General features: G+C 41.0%; 17 protein-coding genes and 1 tRNA gene. 4 read left to right on the top strand and 14 right to left on the bottom strand.

The window, feature by feature from the left end:
- Window positions 1-89 precede the first annotated feature (89 nt).
- On the top strand, window positions 90-956 hold the full coding sequence (locus IEZ33_RS05290; RefSeq protein ID WP_420844878.1) for an MBL fold metallo-hydrolase: 867 nt from the start codon (window positions 90-92) through the stop codon (window positions 954-956).
- A gap of 47 nt (window positions 957-1,003) precedes the next feature.
- Window positions 1,004-2,728, top strand: a complete 1,725-nt coding sequence (locus IEZ33_RS05285) for a SulP family inorganic anion transporter (protein WP_191602654.1) — start codon at window positions 1,004-1,006, stop codon at window positions 2,726-2,728.
- An 83-nt stretch (window positions 2,729-2,811) separates the two neighbouring features.
- Here the strand turns inward: IEZ33_RS05285 and IEZ33_RS05280 are convergent, their stop codons facing one another.
- The 5 genes from IEZ33_RS05280 to ihfB all read right to left on the bottom strand — a co-directional run bounded on the left by IEZ33_RS05280 (window position 2,812) and on the right by ihfB (window position 5,966).
- Window positions 2,812-3,162, bottom strand: a complete 351-nt coding sequence (locus IEZ33_RS05280) for a ComEA family DNA-binding protein (protein WP_240009642.1) — start codon at window positions 3,160-3,162, stop codon at window positions 2,812-2,814.
- Window positions 3,163-3,319: 157 nt separating this feature from the next.
- Window positions 3,320-4,027: an orotidine-5'-phosphate decarboxylase gene (gene pyrF, locus IEZ33_RS05275; protein ID WP_191602652.1), complete on the bottom strand. Its 708-nt coding sequence runs from the start codon at window positions 4,025-4,027 to the stop codon at window positions 3,320-3,322.
- A gap of 58 nt (window positions 4,028-4,085) precedes the next feature.
- Window positions 4,086-5,258, bottom strand: a complete 1,173-nt coding sequence (gene lapB, locus IEZ33_RS05270) for a lipopolysaccharide assembly protein LapB (protein ID WP_191602651.1) — start codon at window positions 5,256-5,258, stop codon at window positions 4,086-4,088.
- Window positions 5,259-5,263: 5 nt separating this feature from the next.
- The gene (locus IEZ33_RS05265) at window positions 5,264-5,587 is read right to left on the bottom strand and encodes a LapA family protein (RefSeq protein ID WP_191602650.1); all 324 of its coding nucleotides are present in this window, start codon (window positions 5,585-5,587) and stop codon (window positions 5,264-5,266) included.
- Window positions 5,588-5,660: 73 nt separating this feature from the next.
- A complete protein-coding gene (gene ihfB / locus IEZ33_RS05260; RefSeq protein ID WP_191602649.1) occupies window positions 5,661-5,966 on the bottom strand; it encodes an integration host factor subunit beta in 306 nt (101 codons plus the stop codon).
- Between the two features lie 210 nt (window positions 5,967-6,176).
- Between ihfB and ppa the strand changes: the two genes are divergently transcribed.
- The gene (gene ppa, locus IEZ33_RS05255) at window positions 6,177-6,707 is read left to right on the top strand and encodes an inorganic diphosphatase (RefSeq protein ID WP_191602648.1); all 531 of its coding nucleotides are present in this window, start codon (window positions 6,177-6,179) and stop codon (window positions 6,705-6,707) included.
- 103 nt (window positions 6,708-6,810) lie between these two features.
- Here ppa and trxB read toward each other — a convergent pair whose 3' ends face one another.
- Window positions 6,811-7,764: a thioredoxin-disulfide reductase gene (gene trxB / locus IEZ33_RS05250; protein WP_191602647.1), complete on the bottom strand. Its 954-nt coding sequence runs from the start codon at window positions 7,762-7,764 to the stop codon at window positions 6,811-6,813.
- 137 nt (window positions 7,765-7,901) lie between these two features.
- Window positions 7,902-8,648, bottom strand: coding sequence for a HesA/MoeB/ThiF family protein (locus IEZ33_RS05245; protein WP_191602646.1), 747 nt, complete (start codon window positions 8,646-8,648; stop codon window positions 7,902-7,904).
- A 92-nt stretch (window positions 8,649-8,740) separates the two neighbouring features.
- Between IEZ33_RS05245 and IEZ33_RS05240 the strand changes: the two genes are divergently transcribed.
- Entirely contained in the window at window positions 8,741-10,039 is a 1,299-nt protein-coding gene (locus IEZ33_RS05240) for an inosine/guanosine kinase (RefSeq protein WP_191602645.1), read from the top strand.
- A 153-nt stretch (window positions 10,040-10,192) separates the two neighbouring features.
- Here IEZ33_RS05240 and IEZ33_RS05235 read toward each other — a convergent pair whose 3' ends face one another.
- The 7 genes from IEZ33_RS05235 to IEZ33_RS05205 all read right to left on the bottom strand — a co-directional run bounded on the left by IEZ33_RS05235 (window position 10,193) and on the right by IEZ33_RS05205 (window position 22,332).
- Window positions 10,193-10,699: a chemotaxis protein CheW gene (locus tag IEZ33_RS05235; RefSeq protein WP_240009641.1), complete on the bottom strand. Its 507-nt coding sequence runs from the start codon at window positions 10,697-10,699 to the stop codon at window positions 10,193-10,195.
- Between the two features lie 115 nt (window positions 10,700-10,814).
- On the bottom strand, window positions 10,815-11,684 hold the full coding sequence (locus IEZ33_RS05230; protein WP_191602644.1) for a Tim44 domain-containing protein: 870 nt from the start codon (window positions 11,682-11,684) through the stop codon (window positions 10,815-10,817).
- A 12-nt stretch (window positions 11,685-11,696) separates the two neighbouring features.
- A complete protein-coding gene (locus IEZ33_RS05225; protein WP_191602643.1) occupies window positions 11,697-12,704 on the bottom strand; it encodes a tryptophan--tRNA ligase in 1,008 nt (335 codons plus the stop codon).
- Between the two features lie 133 nt (window positions 12,705-12,837).
- A complete protein-coding gene (gene recD / locus IEZ33_RS05220; protein WP_191602642.1) occupies window positions 12,838-14,856 on the bottom strand; it encodes an exodeoxyribonuclease V subunit alpha in 2,019 nt (672 codons plus the stop codon).
- Complete coding sequence (gene recB, locus IEZ33_RS05215; protein WP_191602641.1) at window positions 14,843-18,712, bottom strand: exodeoxyribonuclease V subunit beta; 3,870 nt, start codon at window positions 18,710-18,712, stop codon at window positions 14,843-14,845. The genes recD and recB overlap by 14 nt, the downstream gene beginning before the upstream one ends.
- Window positions 18,709-22,113, bottom strand: a complete 3,405-nt coding sequence (recC, locus tag IEZ33_RS05210; RefSeq protein ID WP_191602640.1) for an exodeoxyribonuclease V subunit gamma — start codon at window positions 22,111-22,113, stop codon at window positions 18,709-18,711. The genes recB and recC overlap by 4 nt, the downstream gene beginning before the upstream one ends.
- 143 nt (window positions 22,114-22,256) lie before the next feature.
- Window positions 22,257-22,332 (bottom strand) — tRNA-Ala (locus tag IEZ33_RS05205).
- Between the last annotated feature and the right edge of the window lie 177 nt (window positions 22,333-22,509).

The raw sequence follows: 22,509 nt of genomic DNA, 5'->3' as shown, positions 1-22,509 counted from the left end.
ATTGCTCTAAGGATCGGGGTTCTATATTAAATAAAACTAATATACCATTAAAGAATAAGCTTATAACCCAAGGTGATTTTATGAAAACGATTCACACCCCTTCAATTCAGGCATTTTTTGACGAAACTACCTTCACAGTGACCTACTTAGTGAGCCATCCAGAGACTCACGAGTGCGCCGTTATCGATTCCGTTTTGAATTTTGATCAAGCCTCTGGACAAACAAGCACGCTGTTAGCAGATCAATTAATCGAGTCCATCAAAAAGCAAGGATTAACACTAAAATGGATCATGGAAACCCATGTGCACGCCGATCATTTATCCGCTGCACCTTATTTAAAAAAGCACTTGGGGGGGCAAATTGTCATCGGTAATCGTATCAAACTCGTCCAACAAACGTTTGGAGAGTTGCTTAATGTAGAGACGAGCTTTTTACGAGATGGCTCTCAGTTCGATGTTTTAGTATCCGAAGGTGATCAACTGTCATTAGGAGATAGACACTTCTCTATTCTTCATACCCCTGGTCATACACCCGCTTGCGTAACCTATGTCATTGAAGACGCATGTTTTGTAGGAGATACCTTGTTTATGCCAGATTTTGGTACCGCTCGTTGTGACTTTCCAGGTGGTAACGTCTCTGAATTGTATCAATCCATCCAAAAAATTCTATCACTGCCAGCCACAACAAGAGTGTTTACCTGTCATGATTATAAAGCGGAGAATAGAAACGTATTTGCTTGGGAATCAACGATTGATGAGCAGAAGCGTAACAACATTCACATTAATCATAAAATTGATGAAGCCATGTTTTGCGAGATGCGAAAAAAGAAGGATAAAACCCTGTCCATGCCCAAACTAATTTGGCCTTCTGTGCAAATTAATATGAGAGCGGGAAACATGCCTGAACCAGAAAAAAACGGCGTTAGTTACTTAAAGACGCCGATCAATCTTGGCTAGTCGCACTTTAGAGAATGTACTTTAACAAATATGGTGGCTGAAGCACTATGAAGAATGTCGAAAAATGGCTACCCGCTCTGGTTTGGTTGAGAACCTATAATAAAACCGACGTTAGCGCGGATGTGTTAGCCAGCTTAGTTGTAACGATCATGCTCATTCCTCAAAGTTTAGCGTATGCCATGTTGGCAGGCTTACCGCTATCGATGGGGCTGTATGCCAGCATTTTACCCTTAATCGCTTATGCTGTATTTGGATCAAGTCGCACCTTAGCCGTTGGCCCAGTGGCGGTAGTGTCTATGATGACAGGCACCGCCGCTGCGAGCTTTGCTATTCCAGGTTCTGAAGAATATGTAGCCGTCGCTATTTTACTGTCGGTGATATCAGGTCTTTTTTTAATTTTATTAGGGGGATTAAAATTAGGGTTCTTCGCTAATCTACTCAGCCACCCAGTGATTTCAGGCTTTATAACCGCATCAGCCATCGTCATTGCCATCAGCCAAATGAAACATATTTTAGGTATTTCGATCGAAGGACACGCTCTGATGGAGGTCATTCCTGCTCTTTTTATGCAGATAACAACGGCCCATTTACCGACTTTTACTCTAGGGGTAACGTCTATTACAGTATTACTGTTTTTGAGATTCTATTTAGCTACCGTATTAATACGATTGGGTTTCGCTAAGCAGACGGCATCACTACTAAGTAAAACAGGCCCTGTTATTGTTGTCATTTTATCCACTTTGATCGTCTCGTTTTTTGCATTGGATACCATAGGCATTGGTGTAGTTGGCTCTGTGCCAACAGGGTTTCCTTCATTGCAATTACCTGATTTAAGTTACGATCAAGTGATGTTGCTCCTACCCTCAGCGGCACTCATTAGTATTGTTGGATTCGTTGAATCCGTTTCGGTGGCCCAGTCTTTTGCCGCCAAACAACGTCAGAGCATCAATCCAAACCAAGAACTTATCGGGTTAGGCTGCGCCAACATTGCCTCCTCACTCAGCTCAGGCTTTCCAGTAACTGGCGGTTTTTCTCGCTCAGTAGTGAGCTTTGATGCCGGCGCAAAAACGCCCATGACAGGAGTCTTTTCAGCCATCCTTATTTTAATGGCGTTGACTTTTTTTACATCACTCTTTTACTTCTTACCTAAAGCCGTGCTCTCGGCCACAATCATTGTAGCGGTATTGTCTTTGGTTGATCTAAAAGCCATAAAAGACGTTTGGGGTTATTCAAAGCACGATTCAGTAGCCATGATAGGAACCATTATGGCTGTACTTTTTTATGGTGTTGAAGTGGGTATTACGACAGGAGTAGGCTTGTCGATATTAATGTTTTTATGGCATACCAGCCATCCACATATAGCGGTTGTTGGACAAGTGACTGGAACCGAGCACTTTAGAAATGTAGAACGGTTTAATGTTGAAGTACATGAATCAATCTTGACACTGAGAGTAGATGAAAACCTATATTTTGCGAATGCAAGAGTCATGGAAGATAAGGTGGCCGCCCTTGTTGCAGAGAAGCCTAATGTAACGGATGTCATATTAATGTGTACGGCCATTAATATGATCGATGCCAGCGCATTGGATAGTTTAGAGGCCATTTCCGATCGACTTCAGTCAGCCAATATAAAGCTGCATCTTTCAGAGGTAAAAGGCCCTGTCATGGATAAACTAAAAGAATCTGATTTAATAAAACATTTGAGCGGTAATGTATATTTAACTCAATATCAGGCGGTTCAATCCATTCTAAACAATACGCATCCAACATAATAAGAAAGACAATACTGATGACAAATCAATCGCCCTTGCGCCATCAGTATTGAGCTTTGAGCCACAACAAACGATGAATATGACTACGGAACCGCCTCTTCTAAGGTTTCTGAATGTGAGGTTAACGCAGTATCTATAACAGCAATAAAGCCTTTATTTCTCTGCAACAATGCGTTGCCAATGCCCTTCACCTTGGTCAATTCTTCAATGGATTCAAAAGGTCCATTTTGATCCCTGAAGGCCACAATGGCTTTCGCCTTAGCGTCACCTACACCGGATAGCACCGCTGATAATTGCTCTGCGGTTGCAGAATTAATATTAAGCGGTGAAACCGCGTAAGCGTTAAGAAAAAGCGAAGGAAGAAACACACAAAACAAAGCAAATTTTTTTAAGACGAAAGACAACTGAACAGTTGGTTTTTTTAACATTAACATCGATAAACTCCTTTTAACTATCATAATGTTATTCTTTCAATCACAAGATCATCGCTGGATAAAAAGAATAAACAGCCTACTCCATGTAAGCTGTCTAGGAATCATAGGGAAGTTTTTTAATAGAAACAAGCCCTTTTATGCTATTCAAAACGGTAAATTAAACTAAGATCCCCAACTCAGCATTAACCTTACGCAATACAGAGACTGGATCTGTTGCCTGGGTAATCGGACGCCCCATGACCAAATAATGGCTTCCTGCTATCATTGCTTCTGCTGGTGTCATAATACGCTTCTGATCCCCTTTGTCGCTCCCTGTAGGCCGGATACCAGGAGTCACCAAACAAAAATCCTTACCTAATTCCTGAGCAAGAACAGACGACTCTTGAGCAGAACACACCACGCCATCCATACCAGAGGATTTGGCTAAACGAGCCAATCGTTGCACCTGTTCCTGTGGAGACGCATCAATACCAATCTCAGATAAATCCTGTTGATCCATACTCGTAAGAACGGTAACAGCAATCAATAAAGTATTTGCATCTTGTATGGCTTGCAGCCTATTTGCTGACGCTTCCATCATTTTTCGGCCACCAGAGGCATGGACATTAACCATCCATACCCCAGCACGAGCGGCGACCGCCACAGCATTTGCTACTGTATTTGGAATATCGTGAAATTTTAAATCAAGAAAGATATCAAACCCTAATTTATGTAAATCATCTAAAATTGCTGGACCAACACGAGTAAATAGCTCTTTTCCAACTTTTACTCGGCACTGTGAAGGATCTAGACGTTGCGCCATTTTCATTGCATCTTCAAGTGTAGGGTAATCTAATGCAACAACGATTGGAGACTGGCAGGACATTATGTTTCCTCTGAATTAATAAATAAATCTAGCTTACCTTAAAAGATAAACACTATGGTTATTCGCCTTCTAGTCCATGAATAGGCTTTACGGTTCCCCAGTTTTTACAACTTGGGCATTGCCAGTGTAATTGATGGCCTGAAAAGCCACATTGTCGGCATAAAAATTTATGTTTAGCGTGTTCTAAGTGCTCTATTAACTCAAAAATGACATGCAGATGTACACTGTTTTTCCCTTGGGAAGCTTCTAACTGCATTTTGATCAATTCTTTAAAACCTTTGATTGTCGGATGCAAACGCAGCTGGTCTATTAAAAACGTCTCGGCATAATTAGGGTCTTCGTGAGCGTAATCTTGTGCTATTGCCATCATAAGTGACGCTGAAGGACTTAATTTATTCTGCTCAATTAGAAACTTCAAATACCCACCTGACGCCCAAACTTTGTCATAACACTCTTTTAATTTAGGCAGAATAACAGGCACAAATTCTTTATCTTGAACTGAAACTTGCTTCAATTCTTTTATCGCATCGCGATAGCGGCCCTGTTGCATCAGGATATCGGCGGCGCCAATACTGGCTCGCACACATTTCTCATCCATATCTAAGGCCGAGGTGTAATGCTGGTATGCGGTTTGGAGTTGCTCTTTAGCCATCATCGATTGCGCTATTTCGCAATGATAATGAGCCACTCGCTTAGAGATTTTTTCATTATTTTGAATGGCATTTAACTGAGCACCAATTTGAATGGCCTTGTCCCAGCTTTGTTCAAACTCATAAAGGTCAACTAATAATGTTAAAATCATTGGTTGAAACTCTGAGTTTGTGCCAGCGATATTAATCAACAATCGCTCTGCACGATCGAGTAATCCCGCAGACATAAAATCACTTGCCAATTCAAGCTGAACTAAACGCATTTCTTTTGGGCTAATTTCAGGTCGAGAGAGTAGGTTTTGATGAACATTGATGGCTTTCTGAATTTCGCCTTTTTTGCGAAATAAATTACCTATCGTCAAATGTATTTCAAATGTTTCAGAATTTACATGTAATGAGTCAGCAAAAGCATCAATCGCTTCAGAATGCTGATCATTTAATAAATGATTAAGTCCTCTGAAGTAATCTTTGGGAATTCCCTTGTCAGTAACTTTTTTTGCTTCTTTCGGCTTACGTTTGCCCAAAAACCAACCACAGGCTAACGCAACAAAAAGAACAACAAATAAACCTACATCAATCAATCCATTTACTCCTGACTCGCATCAAGCTCTTTAGCAATGGAGTTTTGACGAATAGAATCAAGCTCTGCTTGATTCTTAGCTAAGCGTTTTTTCAGTACACGAACACTTCTCTCTGCTCTTATCATAATGGCTGAGCTGGCTACAAGAGCCAACATAACACCAACGGCAAAGGCCAAAATCACATGAAGTGCGATACTAAATTCAGGCGATTGCCAAATGACAAAATCAAGGCTAATTAACTGAGGATTACGAACGGCGAAAAACACCCCAATTACTAATAAAGTAAAAAGAATGACAGCACCAATAATACGGTATAACCACTTTAACATGAACAGACCCACCACAAGATTAATGAGGTCATTATGCCGCGATCAGAGTGAAAATTCGAGGTAAAAGGAAAATTTAGTTTAACTCACTAAGATCCACATCAGGATCATTCACCAGTTCTCTTAACTCTTTACCCGGTTTAAAGTGAGGAACGTATTTTGCCTCCAGCTCAACAGATTCTCCTGTCTTAGGATTACGGCCAATCCTCGGGGCACGGTAATGCAATGAGAAACTACCAAAACCACGTATTTCAATTCGCTCACCATCTGCCAAAGATTCTGACATATGTTCCAGTATTGCTTTAACCGCTAACTCCACATCCTTCACAGGAAGGTGAGACTGTTGGTCAATAAGAAGTTCGATCAACTCTGATTTTGTCATCTCAATCCTCACGACTAAATTTTGATCATAACCTAAGACTAGCTAAATTTAGAAAGAAAGCAATAAGTTAAGTCGTTTCTATTCACTTTTTTATCCTATTTTAGGTGAAAAAATGCAGAATAATCATAAACTATAAACCCAAGCACCTAGCATCAGCCTCAATGAGCTTTTATAATGCATGAAATTTTTAACCTATTGGAAGACTAAATAATGAGCTACTCAAACATTCCTGCCGGTAAAGACGTTCCAAACGACATCTACGTTACCATTGAAATTCCTGCACAAAGTTCACCAGTAAAATACGAAATTGATAAAGATATGGACGCTCTGCTAGTTGACCGTTTCATGGCAGCACCCATGTTTTACCCTGCAAACTATGGTTACATCAATAACACACTTGCCGACGATGGCGATGCCGTCGATGTATTAGTTGTAACGCCACACCCAATCGTTCCTGGTTCCGTTATTCGCTGTCGCCCAGTTGCCGTATTAAATATGACTGACGAAGCGGGTACTGATGCAAAACTACTCGCCGTCCCTCATGACAAACTCACTACAATTTATTCTGACGTCCAAGATGTAAATGATGTTCCTGAATTGCTGCGTAACCAAATCGAACACTTTTTTGAAAACTATAAGACCCTTGAAAAGAACAAATGGGTTAAAGTTGAAGGATGGGCAGATGCGGCCGCCGCTAAAGCCATTATCATTGAAGGTATAGAAGCCTATAACGCAAAGTAAGAGCGTTCTAATAAGCCTAAAAAAACCACGTTAAACGTGGTTTTTTTAGGCTTTGCATTTACTTAAGTTTTATAAACAAAAACGTAAGCCTTCTGCGTCTGGTTTATTCAGTCGAATCCAAGAAACGTTCTGCATCTAAGGCTGCCATACAGCCAGTACCAGCCGATGTAACGGCTTGACGATAAATATGATCACATACATCACCTGCCGCGAAAACGCCTGGTATACTTGTTTGTGTGGCATTACCTTGCAGTCCAGACTGAACTTTAATGTAACCATCCTTCATATCTAATTGGCCTTCAAAAATTTCCGTATTTGGTTTATGGCCAATAGCAATAAACAAACCAGAAACAGCAATGTCTTTAAAATCACCCGTTTGATTATTTTTAATACGAATGCCCGTTACACCAGCATCATCACCAAGCACTTCATCCAATTCAGAGAACCACTCAATTTTCACGTTGCCTTTTTCCGCTTTTTCTAACAATTTATCAGACAGTATTTTCTCGGATCGGAATTTGTCACGACGATGAATAACGGTAACTGTTTTAGCAATATTCGCTAGGTAAAGAGCCTCTTCAACGGCTGTATTACCACCACCAACAACAGCAACATCTTGATTTCTATAAAAGAAACCATCGCAGGTTGCACAGGCGGATACACCCTGCCCCATAAATTTAGTTTCACTTTCCATACCTAAATATTGAGCGCTGGCGCCGGTAGAAATAATTAAAGCATCACAGGTATATACGCCACTATCACCTTCAAGTCGGAAAGGACGATTTTCTAAATCCACTTTATTAACGTGATCAAAAACAATCTCAGTTTCAAAACGCTCAGCGTGCTTACGCATACGCTCCATTAACTCCGGACCTTGCACACCCTGGTCATCACCAGGCCAATTATCCACATCGGTTGTCGTGGTTAATTGCCCACCCATTTGCATACCAGTAATCATTACCGGCTTTAAATTAGCACGGGCGGCATAAACGGCGGCCGTGTATCCAGCAGGACCAGAACCCAGAATCATTAATTTAGCGTGTTTAACTTCGCTCATTTATCTCACTCCTAAAATAGAAAACAGACCAGTATAAAAACATTACTGATGATCATTTTGTCCCTTATTGTATCAAAAAAACATTTAAAACAGGACGAATTATTCCTATCAAATAAATAGAGTCTAACTATAAAGAATCAATGGGATTGGCATATTTTACACTCAGGATCGGTACTGAGCTTCAACTCCCGCCATTGTCCAGTAAAGCCATCAAATAACTTGAGTAACCCATGAGTAACGACGCCACATTGACTGATAATTTTAAGCGCTTCAAGAGACTGCAACACGCCAATACTGCCAACTACAGGGCTGATAATGCCAGATTGACTGCAATTTAATGCATTATCCGATAAGTTTGGATATAAGCATTGGTAACAAATCTCAACTTCTTGATCGAAACGGAAGCTTATTATTTGTCCTTCCCAACGAATGGCTGCCGCACTGACCAGAGGTTTTTTAAAGGCATAGCACAGCTTATTTATTTGCTGTCGGATCATAAAATTGTCTGTGCAGTCCATTACGAGGTCAACACTTTGTAGGCATTCTGACAGTTGAGATTCAGAAAGGCGTTCATCAATAACATCAATCTTGGTTGATGAATTCAGTGCTTCTAACTGCTGCTTCGCTGCAACTACTTTTTTCAACCCAACATCAGCTTCTTTATAAAGCACTTGTCGCTGTAAATTGCTGTTTTCAATAATGTCATCATCCACTAAAACAAGTTGGCCAACGCCGGCCGCCGCTAAGTAGGAAGCCGCGATGTTGCCTAAGCCACCAACACCAACCATTAAAATACGGGAATCAAGTAAGCGCTGTTGGCCTAAATAATCAAAATTTGCTAATAATATATGTCGACTGTATCTATCTAGCTGCATTTCGTTCATAAAATTCACTTTTTTATAAAATCTAACTGTGAGTAAGAATCAATAGTTTGATAAAATACTGTATTCCCTTTTTTTATAGGCTCTATCAATAAATGAAATTTCCTGGCCGCAGAAAATTAAAGCATTACTTTCCCGTTTCTCAAATGAAACCTACCTTGCCCTTTTTAGAAGTCCGACCAGATAGAGATACCTATATTGTGGGTTTAGACGAAACAATCGTCGATGTTGTTGCAAGTGTAAATGATGCTTTCTTAAAGCAACATGGTGTCACTAAAAGTTTATCAAACTTAGTCGATCATAAAACGGCAACAAGCATATATCAGCAACTTATAGACAGCGGCAGTATTTCAGATCATTTTGCCGGTGGCACCATTGGCAATACATTACACAACTATTCCGTATTAGCTGATGATAAATCTGTGTTGTTAGGTGTTATGTCATCCAATATTGCTCTGGGCTCTCCTGCATACCATTATATTTGCCATACCAGCAGTAAAGTCGATATGAACCATTTACAAGGGGTAGCGGGTGATATTGGGCGAGGCATTACCTTAATCACTCCGGATGGAGAGCGCACTTTTGCTATTGCACCAGGTGATATGGATGAACTAAACGAAGATCATATACCTGAAGATATTATTGCTGGCGCCTCAGCATTTGTTACCTGTGCTTACCCAATTAGACATCATGGAAAACCGATACAAAAAGCACTCATTCTCTCTTTAGAATACGCAAAAAGACACTCTATTCCGGTTGTTATGTCTCTTGGTACCAAACACTTAGTCGAAGAGAACCATCAACAACTTATGGATATTATTCACAAGTACGTTGATATTTTAGCCATGAATGAACTGGAGGCCGAAGCACTAACAGGACTCAAAGACCCACTATTGGCCGCTGATGCAGCACTAGAGTTTGTCGATATGGTATTGCTTACAGCTGGACCAGACGGATTGTATTTATGCGGCTATACCGATGATGAGTTTAAACGCGAAACAACAAACCCTATCAAGTCTGGGACTCTAGCCGATTTTAATCGTTTTGAATTCAGTAGACCTCTTTCTAAAAAGGCGTGTACATCACCTATTAAAGTGTTCTCTCACATTGACCCTTATATGGGAGGCCCTGAAAAAATAAAGAATACCAATGGTGCAGGCGATGGCGCTCTCTCTGCGTTATTACATGATATTGCAGCCAATAATTTTCATAGAGAAGTCATGCCGCAATCCAGTAAACATAAGACAAATTACCTTGCCTACTCTTCGTTTGCTCAAATCTGTAAATACTCAAACAGAGTAAGTTATGAAATTTTAGCGCAAAATGCGTCAAGACTTTCGAAAGGTCTACCGGAAAAAGAAGACAGTCTTGAAGAGAGCTACTGGGATAGATAACGAATACGGTCTAATTAAAGACATACAGATAACCGAGAAAGTAGAAAACATAAAAAAGCCAGCCAATGAAGTCAATCCGAAATTCTTGGACTCACTTCATATTATGCTGGCTTTTTACTGAACTCATTTGGGTAAAATACGTTGTCAAACCAATTACATCGCTTCAATACCTAATGCATCGTTTCTTTCGAACATACGATTAAGTTCAAGCAAAATAACAAGCTCTTCTTCTTTTTGATACACACCTTGAATAAACATCAAAGCTTCATCATTACCGACACTAGGGCTTTGTTCAATTTCGCCTTGGTATAGATAGAAAACTTCTTGTACGGCATCAACTAAAAGACCAACTTGCTCACCTTCATGCTCGATAATGATAATACGGGTATTATCGGTAATAGTGCATTCAGGCAAACTAAAACGGACGCGAGTATCAACCACAGTAACAACATTACCGCGAAGATTAACAATACCCAGCACATAAGATGGTGCTCCTGGTACAGGAGCTATTTCACTATAACGCAGCACTTCTTTGATTTGCATTACATTAATACCGTACGTTTCATCAATCAATTTAAACGTTAGATATTGCAGTAACTCGCCTTTCTTGTTTTCCACCACTGTTTTGTTGGAATCTTTAATTGTCGCAATCTCAGACATGGCTTACATCCGTTTTGATTCTGTTTATGATAGTAAATTCACTAACTGTGTTAACAAGCTATAAAGACAGTTTAGCTAAAAGTTAGCGAATTTACCTTATTTTTTTAAGTAACGATTAGTTAAGCTGTTCGATACCAACAATCATCCAGTTTGCATTTGCTTCTGTCATACTTTTTTCTAAATGCCAGAGCTCTTTAGTATCTGTGGTGTTATCACCTTCTTTTACCCAGCCAGAAAACTCAAGGGTGATAGAAGCCGTAGAGCCTATGTATTCACCACGTACTAAATTTGCCATCACAGAAACGACTTCTGTTTTTGGTTTATCAGAACCTAATTTCTTACGTTCTTCTTTTAATAAATTATACAATTCAGGTGAGACATAATCTTGAATTTCATCAAAGTTATCATCATCCCATGCGACTTGTAACGCTTTATAATGATTGGTTGCCTCGGCAACAAATGCCTCAGCATTAAAACCCGGAGGAAACTGCATTGCAGACGCCGCTGATTGCGCACCACCAAATCCGCCTGTGGACTGATGATTAGATGCATCCCCTTGGTCCATATTACGAAATGCGTGGTTAGGTGCTCCAGCACCGGCTGCCGCTTGAGCGGCTCGACGTTTGGGAGCAATAAAAAGTTTATAAATAATGAAGCCAACTAAAGCGAACAGCAATATGTCGCCAAAAGCCAGCCCCTCAAATCCGCCACCAGCAAACAAGGATGCAAACAGTCCACCAATTAACAGTCCGCCCAATAGACCGCCACCTAGTCCACCTAAGAAACCGCCTTTTTTCGTTCCAGCGGCCGCAGCACCTGTTGAGCTACCCGCCGTGCTAGGAGTTGCTGTTTGTTTCGGTGTTGAAAAACTTTTTCCAAAGCTTTTTCCACCACCAAATTTTTTCGCTTCTACATCGGCACTGTACCCACCAACCCCCAAAGATAGCGCAAAGGCTACAATTAACGCATAAACACTTGATTTCATAATACTCTCCAGTTATTTAAAATTCACTAATCCAACAGATTCTCTTAACTCTTTTAACAAACCTTGCGCTCGAGCGCGTGCTTTTAGAGCACCAGCTTGAAGGATTTCTTCAACTTTGGCAGGGTTTGCCATTAATTCGTTATACTTTTCTCTGGCTTCAGCCAACTCACCATTTACCAATTCAAATAACTCTTTCTTCGCTTGACCCCAAGCAATGCCGTCAGCAAATTTTTGTCTCATTTCTTCTGTTTGCTCGGGTGTCGCAAATGCCTGATAAATTTCAAAAACAGTTGAGTCTTCAGGATCTTTAGGTTCACCAGGTTCCAATAAATTGGTCACAATTTTATTGATGGCTTTCTTAAGTTTTTTCTCACCTTCAAAAAGCGGAATGGTATTGTTGTAGCTTTTACTCATTTTCCGGCCGTCTAAGCCTTTCAATAAAGCGGTATCTTCACCAACCACCGCTTCAGGTAACACAAAATGCTCTCCAAAAATATGGTTAAAACGACCCGCTATATCACGAGCCATTTCAATATGCTGAATCTGATCACGTCCAACGGGTACTTTTTTCGCATTAAACGCTAAAATATCAGCCGACATCAGTACTGGGTAACAAAACAGCCCCATAGTGACACCAAAATCCGCATCTTGATTGGATGAAATATTTTCATCAACAGCCGCTTTGTAGGCATGGGCTCGATTCATTAATCCTTTCCCGGTTACACAAGTCAGTAGCCAATTTAATTCGGCAATTTCAGGAATATCTGACTGACGATAAAAGGTCGCAATATCTGGATCTAACCCACAAGCAAGCCAAGTGGCCGCAATTTCTAATCGAGATTGTTGTACACGAGCAGGATCATGGCATTTAATTAATGCATGAAAGTCCGCAAGAAAAAAATAGGTATCATTACTGTCAATACGACTCGCTTCAATAGCAGGACGAATTGCACCTACATAATTACCTAAATGCGGCGTGCCTGTCGTTGTAATTCCTGTTAAAACAATTTCTTTGCTCATGTGTTCCTACTTACTCACAGATAAAATTTGATGCCTACACTAACACAGTTTTATTCATTCAAAAATCAGACTCTTAGCAAAATAATAGGGGTTAACTTAAAAAGTTCAATTAATACCACAGCAAAACACTGGGTTATTCTAAAATCGACCCTATTTTATTTTGCAAACCAGATAAACGAACGACTTTATTATTGATCGCATAGCGCAAAACAGCTTCGTTCGCCCAGAGTGAGAAGCCTTGCTTCGCCCTTGTAATTCCAGTATAAAGCAACTCTTTAGTCAGCACCGGGCCTGCCTGTTCAGGCAAAACTAATACGACATGATCAAACTCAGAACCTTGAGACTTATGTACAGTCATCGCATAAACCAATTCGTACTCACTTAATCGACTGGGAAGAATGCCTTTTATAGAACCATCACTTAATTGAAACCAAACCCGCATTTTTGTTGCATCCATGACGTCAGGCATACAAATACCAATATCACCATTAAACAGCCCTAGACTGGCATCATTACGACGAACCATTACCGCTTTACCAGGCTCCCATACTTGGTCTAAATTAAGATAACCCCGTTGGTAGAAGTACTGTCGTAATTCCTCATTTAGGGTCTCAACACCTAAATCACCCTGCCTCACCGCGCACAAAACTTGATAACTGGCAAACAAAGAAAATAGCGTATCAATCGAAACACCAGATCTCACACCTAGCCAATAGGCGGTATAGCCTTTCCCTAACGTATCAATATCAACCTTTTGATCAGACGTTTTTTTTGTCTCACCATTAGCGGCATTAGCGGCAGCACTTTGAATAGCATTCCATTCTATGCTGTTATCTGGAGGGCTATAAAGCACCCTCATCACTTGCTTTTCGTCACTCTGATTCACGGCTCTGGCCAATTTTCCAATGCCACTGTTCCCATCAAAACGATAGCTCTTTTTTAATAAAGTAAGATGCTGGCAAATCCACTTGCGCTCACTATAAGCATCAGAATAGCTCGAAAAATCCATCTCAAGCATTTTGCTTAAATATTGCGTCCACTCACGAGTAAAAGACAACTGATCAATGCCAGCCGTTAAATCGCCTAATACCCCACCCGCTTCAACAGAAGAAAGTTGATCTTTATCGCCTAACAAGATTAATCGGGCATGAGATGGTAAGGCATCGATTAGTTTCGCCATCATAGGCAAATCCACCATCGAGACTTCATCGACAAGTAACACATCTAGGTGCAATGGATTGTTCGCATTGAACGTAAACTCGCTGCGTCCAAAGTTTGCACCTAAAAGTCTATGTAAAGTGGAAGCACGTTCAGGTATAGCACCCTTAATAGATGGCGCCACAGGCAAGCTTTCTTTCGCCTTACTGATTGATTCTGTTAACCTAGCCGCCGCTTTTCCTGTAGGAGCCGTCAATTTAATGGTTAACCTTCTATTATGACTACTGGCTTGCTGAACTAATAAAGCAAGAAGCTTAATAACCGTGGTGGTTTTACCTGTTCCTGGACCACCACTAATTACCGAAAAACGCTGTGCGGCGGCCGACGCCACAGCCACTTTTTGCCAATCGATTTCTTCAGAACCGTGGCCGCTATTAGGGAACACTTCATCCAGCCAAATTTTATCAACCGTAAATAGATCAACTTGAGAAGAGGTTTTTAAAAATTGATAGACTCGCTCTTCATAATGAAAATAACGAGTGAGGTACAGCCTGTTAGAAGACAAAATCAAAGGCGTTATTTCCGGCTCAGTGAGAACGTCCGCCACTTCATGAAGATGGCTATTATCGACACGAACAAGAGCCGAAAGACTCAGTCTCTTTTCCCAGTCTTCAATAGAGCGTATGCCCTCTTTAGATAAAACCTGCTGCCAAAGAATGGTGTCGTCTTTCGTCGCTGTTAAGAAAGGCGCTTCGAAGACTTTATCCAAAGACAAACACACATGCCCCATTCCCAAATAAGCGCTGCATAATACCCCAGCCAATAAAACCGCTGAGTCGCTTTCGTGAGAATGCTGCATTAACGATCGCACCCATTGCTCATCTATCGCTCGAATGGCTCCAGCTTCACGCCAGAGAGATATCAATTCGTCAAGGGTAGTTAACGTTTCCACGTTTGTGTCTAGAGTATTGTCCGGAAATTTAGAATAAATCATACTGATCCTCGGCTGCAAATCCAGATACCGATGAAGTAACGCCTTCTCTACTCTTGGTTTGAACATCACCATTAAACAAAGCATCCATCTCTAAAACCTGTTTTTTTGGCAATGTAGTCTGATAAATACCTTGCTGACTTTTGCCGTCCATACCTCGTAAAAACAAATAAAACACGCCACCAATGTGCGTGTCATAATCATAATCGTCAATTCGAGTCTTTAAATATCGATGTAATGCTAAGGTATAGAGCTGATACTGAAGGTCATAACGATGGTCTGCAATACTTTCTTTTAAATACTGATTTTGGTAATCCTCTTCCGAGTCCCCCAAGTGATTAGACTTATAGTCCACTACATAATAGCGCCCCTGCCATTCAAACAATAAATCAATAAATCCTTTTAACATACCTTTTAAAGGACGATCTTGGATAAGCGGGGCCTCTTTTGAAACCTCATCGTAACGCCTGGCTATATGGTCCAACTGCAACGCTTTAAAACCCGAAACAGGTAAGAAAAATTCCATTTCTTTAAACACTTGTGTCACAGACAAAGCAGCAAGAGTTAACCCAGGGATAGTCTCTGCTAAAGGCGTATCAATAATTTCTCGCAACCAATTTAGCAGCACAGAACGCCATTGCCCGTAACCTTGGCGCTCAAAATAATCAATTAACCTTGGTTGATGCTTTGCCAATAACAAATCGGCAAATGAAACCTCACTTTGTAATTCATTTAAAGGGGTCCCTTCCAGTAAATCATGCAGAAAGGTTCCAGGGTTGGCGCCTCGAGGGAAGCTAAACTTATTTTCAATGGCGTCCAACGGCTCATCAATCTGTCCTTGTTCCTCTGCTGTTAGTGCCAACTCTTTTATCAGTGCATTTTCTAGGGCATGGTCTTGCTCTGCGTTCACTAAAGTCGCTTCATCCAGACCAGGATTGAGTGGCATTTTTTTATGATTCTCATCACCAACAATTAAAGAGGAATAACTGCCAACCCACCAGTCTCGCTCAATTCTCCCAGAAAAATCTCGACTTTCTAACATAACCGCTTGATCAAGGTTCTGTTTCAATAACGCTTTGTTAGCTCGGTCTTGTTTAGCTCGATCTTGTTTATATAGAGGCAGCGAACTGAGTACTGTCGTTACCATACTCATTAATGCCGTCTCCTTCTCTGAAGTTGATTCCATTAAGGACGCTAACGTTGTATCTAATTGTCCATAATCTTTGCTTTGCCCTGCGTATAACAGTGAGCCAACGCCGCTTAAATGGACATAACTTCGATCGGGTAATGTTTTGGTGGCCGCCTTACCTATTTCGGCACAGCCAATAAAGCAGGCTTCTTTTGCACGTGTCAACGCCACATAAGCGAGGCGAATCTCGGTAGCGTACAATTCTGATTCATGCTGTTTCTTTTGAGACTCATCAGGGCACGCTGAAAACCAAAGGTTGCTATTAGGCGAACATGTTGGCAACAACGCCTCATTCTGACCAATCATTTCTTCATGATAAAGAGCATGATCATCTCGATTAGCAAAGGGTTTAAGTGCAAAGGGCAAATACACTAACGGATATTCAAGGCCTTTACTTTTATGAATAGTAATAATGCGTACTAATTCTGCATCACTTTCTAAACGTACTTTTTGTTCATCACTGTTGCCATCCGGTGATTGAATGACTCTTAGAAAATACCTCAACAAACTTTCTTGAGACTCCATTTCCATGGCTTTCTGCTGAAGCTTTTCCCCAAGATGCAATAAATTCGTTAACGAACGCTCACCATTTATTCTATTTAATAGGTTACTGGCTAATTTTAACTCTTGAATAAAGAGCCTTAACATTGGCATCAATCCCTGTGATTGCCAAATATCATGATAGTGCCGAAAACGCTCTGCCCATTGTTCAAAATACACATCATCCTGATTGAAGAGATCTAACTCTTCATAAGATTTACCGAGTAATTTTGTTGCCAAGGCCGACCTTAACGAGGTTTCTCTACCTTGTTCATGGACCGCATGCAGAATAATCCATAAATCCTGAGCTTCTGATGTCGCAAATACAGACCCTCTATCGCTCAAATACACACTGTTAATGCCCTTTTGAGAAAGGCATTGTTTCATCAACTGCGCCTGTTGATAGCCTGATACCAAAATCGCAATGTCTTTGGGAGCCAGCCCTCTCACCTCATCATCCGATTCTACGGTTGCCAACGCCTGCTGACCTTCTAATAAGAGTTCATGAATGTGACTAGCTGACATCTCTGCCATAACGCTTTCATAGGTGCCTGCATTCCAAATCTCTCCCTGCTCAGGCCGAAGGAAATTCAACGCCGATTGCACCTGTTTATTTCGTACAAAACCACCTTTAACGCCTCTGTCCTGGACCGGTGTAAAAGGAATACCCTCCACACGGAAAGGGTTATCTTGGGTCATAAACAAGCCATTAATGGACTGAATCATAGAAGCAGAGGAGCGATAATTTGTGGCAAGGGAATACACAGCTTCAACCTCCCTTTTAGCGGCTAAATAGGTATAAACATCCGCGCCTCGAAAGGCATAAATAGCCTGCTTTGGATCACCGATCATAATAAGACCTAAAGGCAACCTATTTTGCTCTTCATTATCCGATTGAGTGTAAATAGATGAAAAAATACGGTATTGCACAGGGTCCGTATCTTGAAACTCATCAATCATTGCGACCGGGTACAAATGTCGAATCCGACTCGCTAAAGGCTCACCCTCTGCTGACGCTAAAGCCGTATCCAAGGAGGTCAACAAATCCGTAAACGTAAGTTTCAGTGTCTGCTGTTTCCACAGAGCAAGCCTTTCTTGAGCCAACAGCCAATATCGAGACAGCAAAGCTGGCTTGACTTTTGTGATATCTGGAAAAGACGCTCTTAATGTAGCAACTTGATCGAAAAGAGTATGTTCAGGCAAACAGCCGTTTTTTGTTAATTGGCCAGCTAACTCAGATGCATCGAGCTTTTTCAGTGCATCTGGTAACTCAGTAGAATCACTTTCTGCCCATAACGTTAGACTGTTTAGAATCTTTTCACGCTTAGTATGGCTTTTTGGTGAGTTAAACCAAAAGGTTCCTTTGATACCACTATTATCAAGCAGGTCAATAATCTCCGATGAGCATTCGCACCAAAGAGACTTTACAGCGTCTATCAATATTTGGGATTGTGCTAGCGACGTTTCAATATCGTATTCGGCGCCTCGTATTTTAACACTAGGCTGACTTTGAATACTGGCAAGGTCCTTTTGTAATGCGTGAGGATTAGACCAAATTTTTCGAACCATTGAAGCAAATGCAGACGTCATGGGGTAAGTTTCAGAACGCCAAACATCCTTTACCGCGATGCTTAACGGTACGCTTTCATCCGTTTCAATTTCCTGTTGAAATAACATTCTACTTTCAAAGGCATTTTGACTAAGCATACGCTGACAAAATCCGTGAATGGTGAAAATAGCGGCTTCATCCATTTGCTTTTCCGCATTAAGTAATCGTTCAACAGCAATGTCACTTTCACTTTCTGAAAATTGCGCAATCCATCCAGACAAAAAAACATCTTGGCTTATACCTGATAACAAAGCTTTTCGAGCCTGCCTGATACGCTGTCGGATACGCGCTTTTAGTTCAGCCGTTGCCGCTTCAGTAAAGGTTACAACGAGTATTTGATCCACTGTTAATGAATGCGTAAAATCGGCGTCACTACCGGTTGATACTAATAAACGCAAATACAAATTCGCAATAGTATAGGTTTTACCGGTACCAGCACTGGCCTCAATTAAACGACGACCATGTAGAGGAAAATGAAATGCATCCAGAGTAATGAAAGGACTTTCTGTTAAGTTCGTCATTCTTTGTCCTCCATATGGTCATAAATAGGCAACCAAAGACGTTCGCTTAATTGAGTAAAAACGGCCTTCATTTGAGTTAATTCGGTATAACTTCTTTGCCAATAAACATCTTTACCCTCTGAGTACTCCAAAAACGTATCGTGATAACACTTATAGGCCTTATCCCATGCGGATAACTCATCTCGTGTTTTATGCATCTCAGCCGCCCAAACATCGGCTGTCTTTGCAGGTAAAGGAACCACCGACTGTTCTCCCATCTCAAATGCATGCCAGTAACTCGTTAATAAAGCCATCGCGACATCGTGATTGAGTATTGGCCAAGAGGTTTCGATGACCTCAGCAGACGATGCGGTTTTAAAGGACAGCAACACTGTTTGCATAGGAACGCCTTGAGCATTAATTGCCAAATGCTCAAGCCATGTTTTCATACGAACTCTCGCACTGAGATGGCTTAAGTGTCTTACGACTCGTCTATCGCATTCCCAGCGATCTAACCAAGCAATTAATGTTGTAGCGTTACCTAATGAGGACTCAAAGGTTAATTGAATATCAACTTTTGGCCAGTCGATTTGGCTTTTAAGGGGGGATGCCTTCGCCATTGCCGCACATTGATTTAACAGCTCTTGCAACGACATCTCACCAAATTCCCCGTAAGGAAACTCACCACTTAACTTAAGCTTTCGTTTAAAACGCGCCACCTCATTGCTTTCATACGCTTGCAACGCTTGCTCTCTAAATTCAAGAGCCGCTAAATAGTTAAGTGTAAAGGGCTCATCTTCTTGTTCTTGTATCTCTCTAATGGACAAATACGCTTTTAATCGCTTCTGATAAAAATAACGTGCTGTATGAGTAAAGAATCGGATCAGTTGAGCCAAGTCAACTTCATCCGCGTCTTGCTCTAGTATTGGTAACAAGTGTTGCTCCCCTCCATCATGTACCATCACTTCTTTCTCATTAGAACGTAACAGAAGCGCTTCTAGCCAAGAGCTTTCATAACTAAAAAAGCCATTCGATGACTTATTCGTTTGATAAGAAAGATAATACTGCTCATTAAATGGTTGCAGAGGGTGATCTAAAACGAGGGCATTCAATAGCGATTTTTGACTTTCTTCAGGACTAAGGCAAAGATCAGCTTCAAGCACACAACTTTGACCGATGTATTCCATTAATTCACTAACTAAAATGGATGGGGTTAATTCGCTATTATCACGAATACTTCGTCCAATATAGCTTATATAGAGCCTTTTTCTCGCCGACAAAGTCGCTTCTAAAAAGAGATATTTATCGTCTTCTCTACGGCTACGATCCCCTTTTTGATAATTGCCTATCATTAGATCAAAACCAACCGGAATTCGAGTTCTTGGATACGCCCCTTCGTTAAGGCCCAATAGACAAACGACTTTAAACGGTACCGATCGCATTGGCATTAAGGTACAAAAATTAACACGTCCTGCAAGAAAGCGCTGACCACCCTGTGGCTCTTGTAAGCGAGGAACCAAAATTTGCCTTAATACAGACAAATCTATAGGGGAATCAAAATAGGCTGTTCGCCATTCCGTAGACATCTCATCAATATGTTTTACGAGTAATGGTTCAAAGGTTTCATCGTCTTCCAGATGGAAAAAGTCATTTATAATGTCATACAAAAATGCCACCCAATCATTCGGCATCCTTGGCGACCTCATGGCATTGACCAACGCTCCAACGGCGTGTAAAAACTGAGCTAATTTACCCGCAATACTTGCCTCTAGTCCTTCAACCTCACCGTAACTTAAAAGATTTTCCCAAATAGAATCGTGGCCAACGGCGTAGCCTAGCAACATGCGTTTTAATCCGTTTTGCCACGTATTTTGTGTTTCTACAGGTAAAGACCAATGCTCTGCAGTACTCTCATCTAACCCCCAGCGAATACCCGCTTCGTTACTCCATTGACGAATGCGCTCAAGCTCATCAACCGATAATTCAAAACAAGACAAAACAGCAGGAACTTCTAAAATGCTTATTAGCTCTGACAAGGTACATCGACTGTCGATCAAAGACAGCAATCCTACATAGGCATCAATTAATGGCGTCTCTTGATTTGCAGGTAAATCCACAAGCGCAAAAGGAATGCGCTTGTGGTCAGGCTGACATAAAAAAACAGATTGAATAAAAGGACTGTATTGGTTTACATCGGGCAACATCACAATAATGTCTTTTGGTGTTATCTCTCTGTCTTGTTCAAACATAGACAAGAGCTGATCATGCAATACTTCAACTTCCCGTAAAGCACTGTGACAAGAATGAAACTGTATGCTGACATCATCAGCATAGACGACGTGCTTGTAAGAAGAGTTTAGTGCACTTCCTTGTCTTTCTTCTTGAGCGCCATGATTATCTAGATTTAAGATATCTTGTTGAACATAACCCAGTAACCTTGCTGCGTGACCTTCGAGCACCTTCTCTGTATCAATGTAATCGTCAAACACATCTAACTGACTGTCAGCTAAATCCATCAGTTGAGAGATATAATCTCGCCCTAAACGCCCCCACGAAGACAGCAATGGATTCGCATCCAAATGCATTTTCTCCATCGTTAGGCCAGGCTTATTTGGTTGCCTTTTTAGGTGTCGATTTAAATAGCTTTTATCAACAACATCACCCCAATAAAAACGGCTTGGGTTTAGCATAAAAAGATGGATTTCTATCCAGGCAGATTTCGCTAATATTTGCAGTGAGTCCAAGGTATTGGGAGGCAGTGAAGATACCCCAAAGACGAAAATTCTATTTGGTATGCTCGGTGGCTTTTGAATGTTTCTTGTGGCTTCTTGTAAGGCGTCTACCAAGTTAGCCCGATGGAAAAGTGAACCGTTATGAAAAGAGACATCGGCCACCAAATCACGCCATAAAATAGCCTGCCACGGTTGCTTTGCCGTTATTTGATTCACGTCTTCCATCGTTTCATCGTTCGCTTCCCAAGCGGAAATCCATTTTGGACGATACACTAAATATTGATCATATATATCGGCGATACTGGCGCAAAGTTGATACAAGCGCATTTGACTGTTGTCTTCTTGTAAGTACCACGCCAAAGGCTCGAACGCATCGTCTTTTAATCTTAACGGCAACACTCTCATGAGGCGCCAAACAATATAGGGTTTATTAAACTCGCTTTGCACAGGGATATCAGGAATACTTTTCTGAAAACACTGCCAAACAAACGTAGAAGGTAGTGGAAAGACCGTTCCAGCACTCACACCTTGATGCTCTGCCAACGTCATCTTTAACCATTGAGCCATACCGGGACTTTGAACCAAGATCTGCTCAGATTGAAAAGCATTAGAAGGAGGAGATAAAGACAATATTTTATTTAGAATAACAGAGAGGTCTTCTAGATGATTACCTGAGTAGAAGTGAAACATAGCCTGCCTTTTTGCCGCATGTCAAAGTTACTTTATATTGAAGATGCAAAGTGTGAGAAAAAAAGGGTACACTTTAAGTAAGCAATTAAGATTAAACGCTATGGCTGTTGCAGAGTAAAGAGGGGAAGGTATTATTAATAAGTTGGTGGAGCCTAGGAGGATCGAACTCCTGACCTCAACGCTGCCAGCGTTGCGCTCTCCCAGCTGAGCTAAGGCCCCAACTTGATTTCGGGAGAAATATTAATTACTGTTCCGCTCAGTGTCAAGCATTAGTATAAAAAAACTTTTTCAGGAATTGCTATTGTTTTTTCAATTAAAAATTTATACCTTTGTTCTATTGCAATCAACTAACATTTCCGCCAGAACCTAACTATAACAAAATCAATTAACTTCAAA

It is taken from the genome of Marinomonas algicola (assembly GCF_014805825.1).
In the GTDB taxonomy this organism is placed as follows: domain Bacteria; phylum Pseudomonadota; class Gammaproteobacteria; order Pseudomonadales; family Marinomonadaceae; genus Marinomonas; species Marinomonas algicola.
The sequence above is the reverse complement of the archived record's forward strand: the minus strand, read 5'-3'. Positions and strand labels throughout refer to the sequence as shown.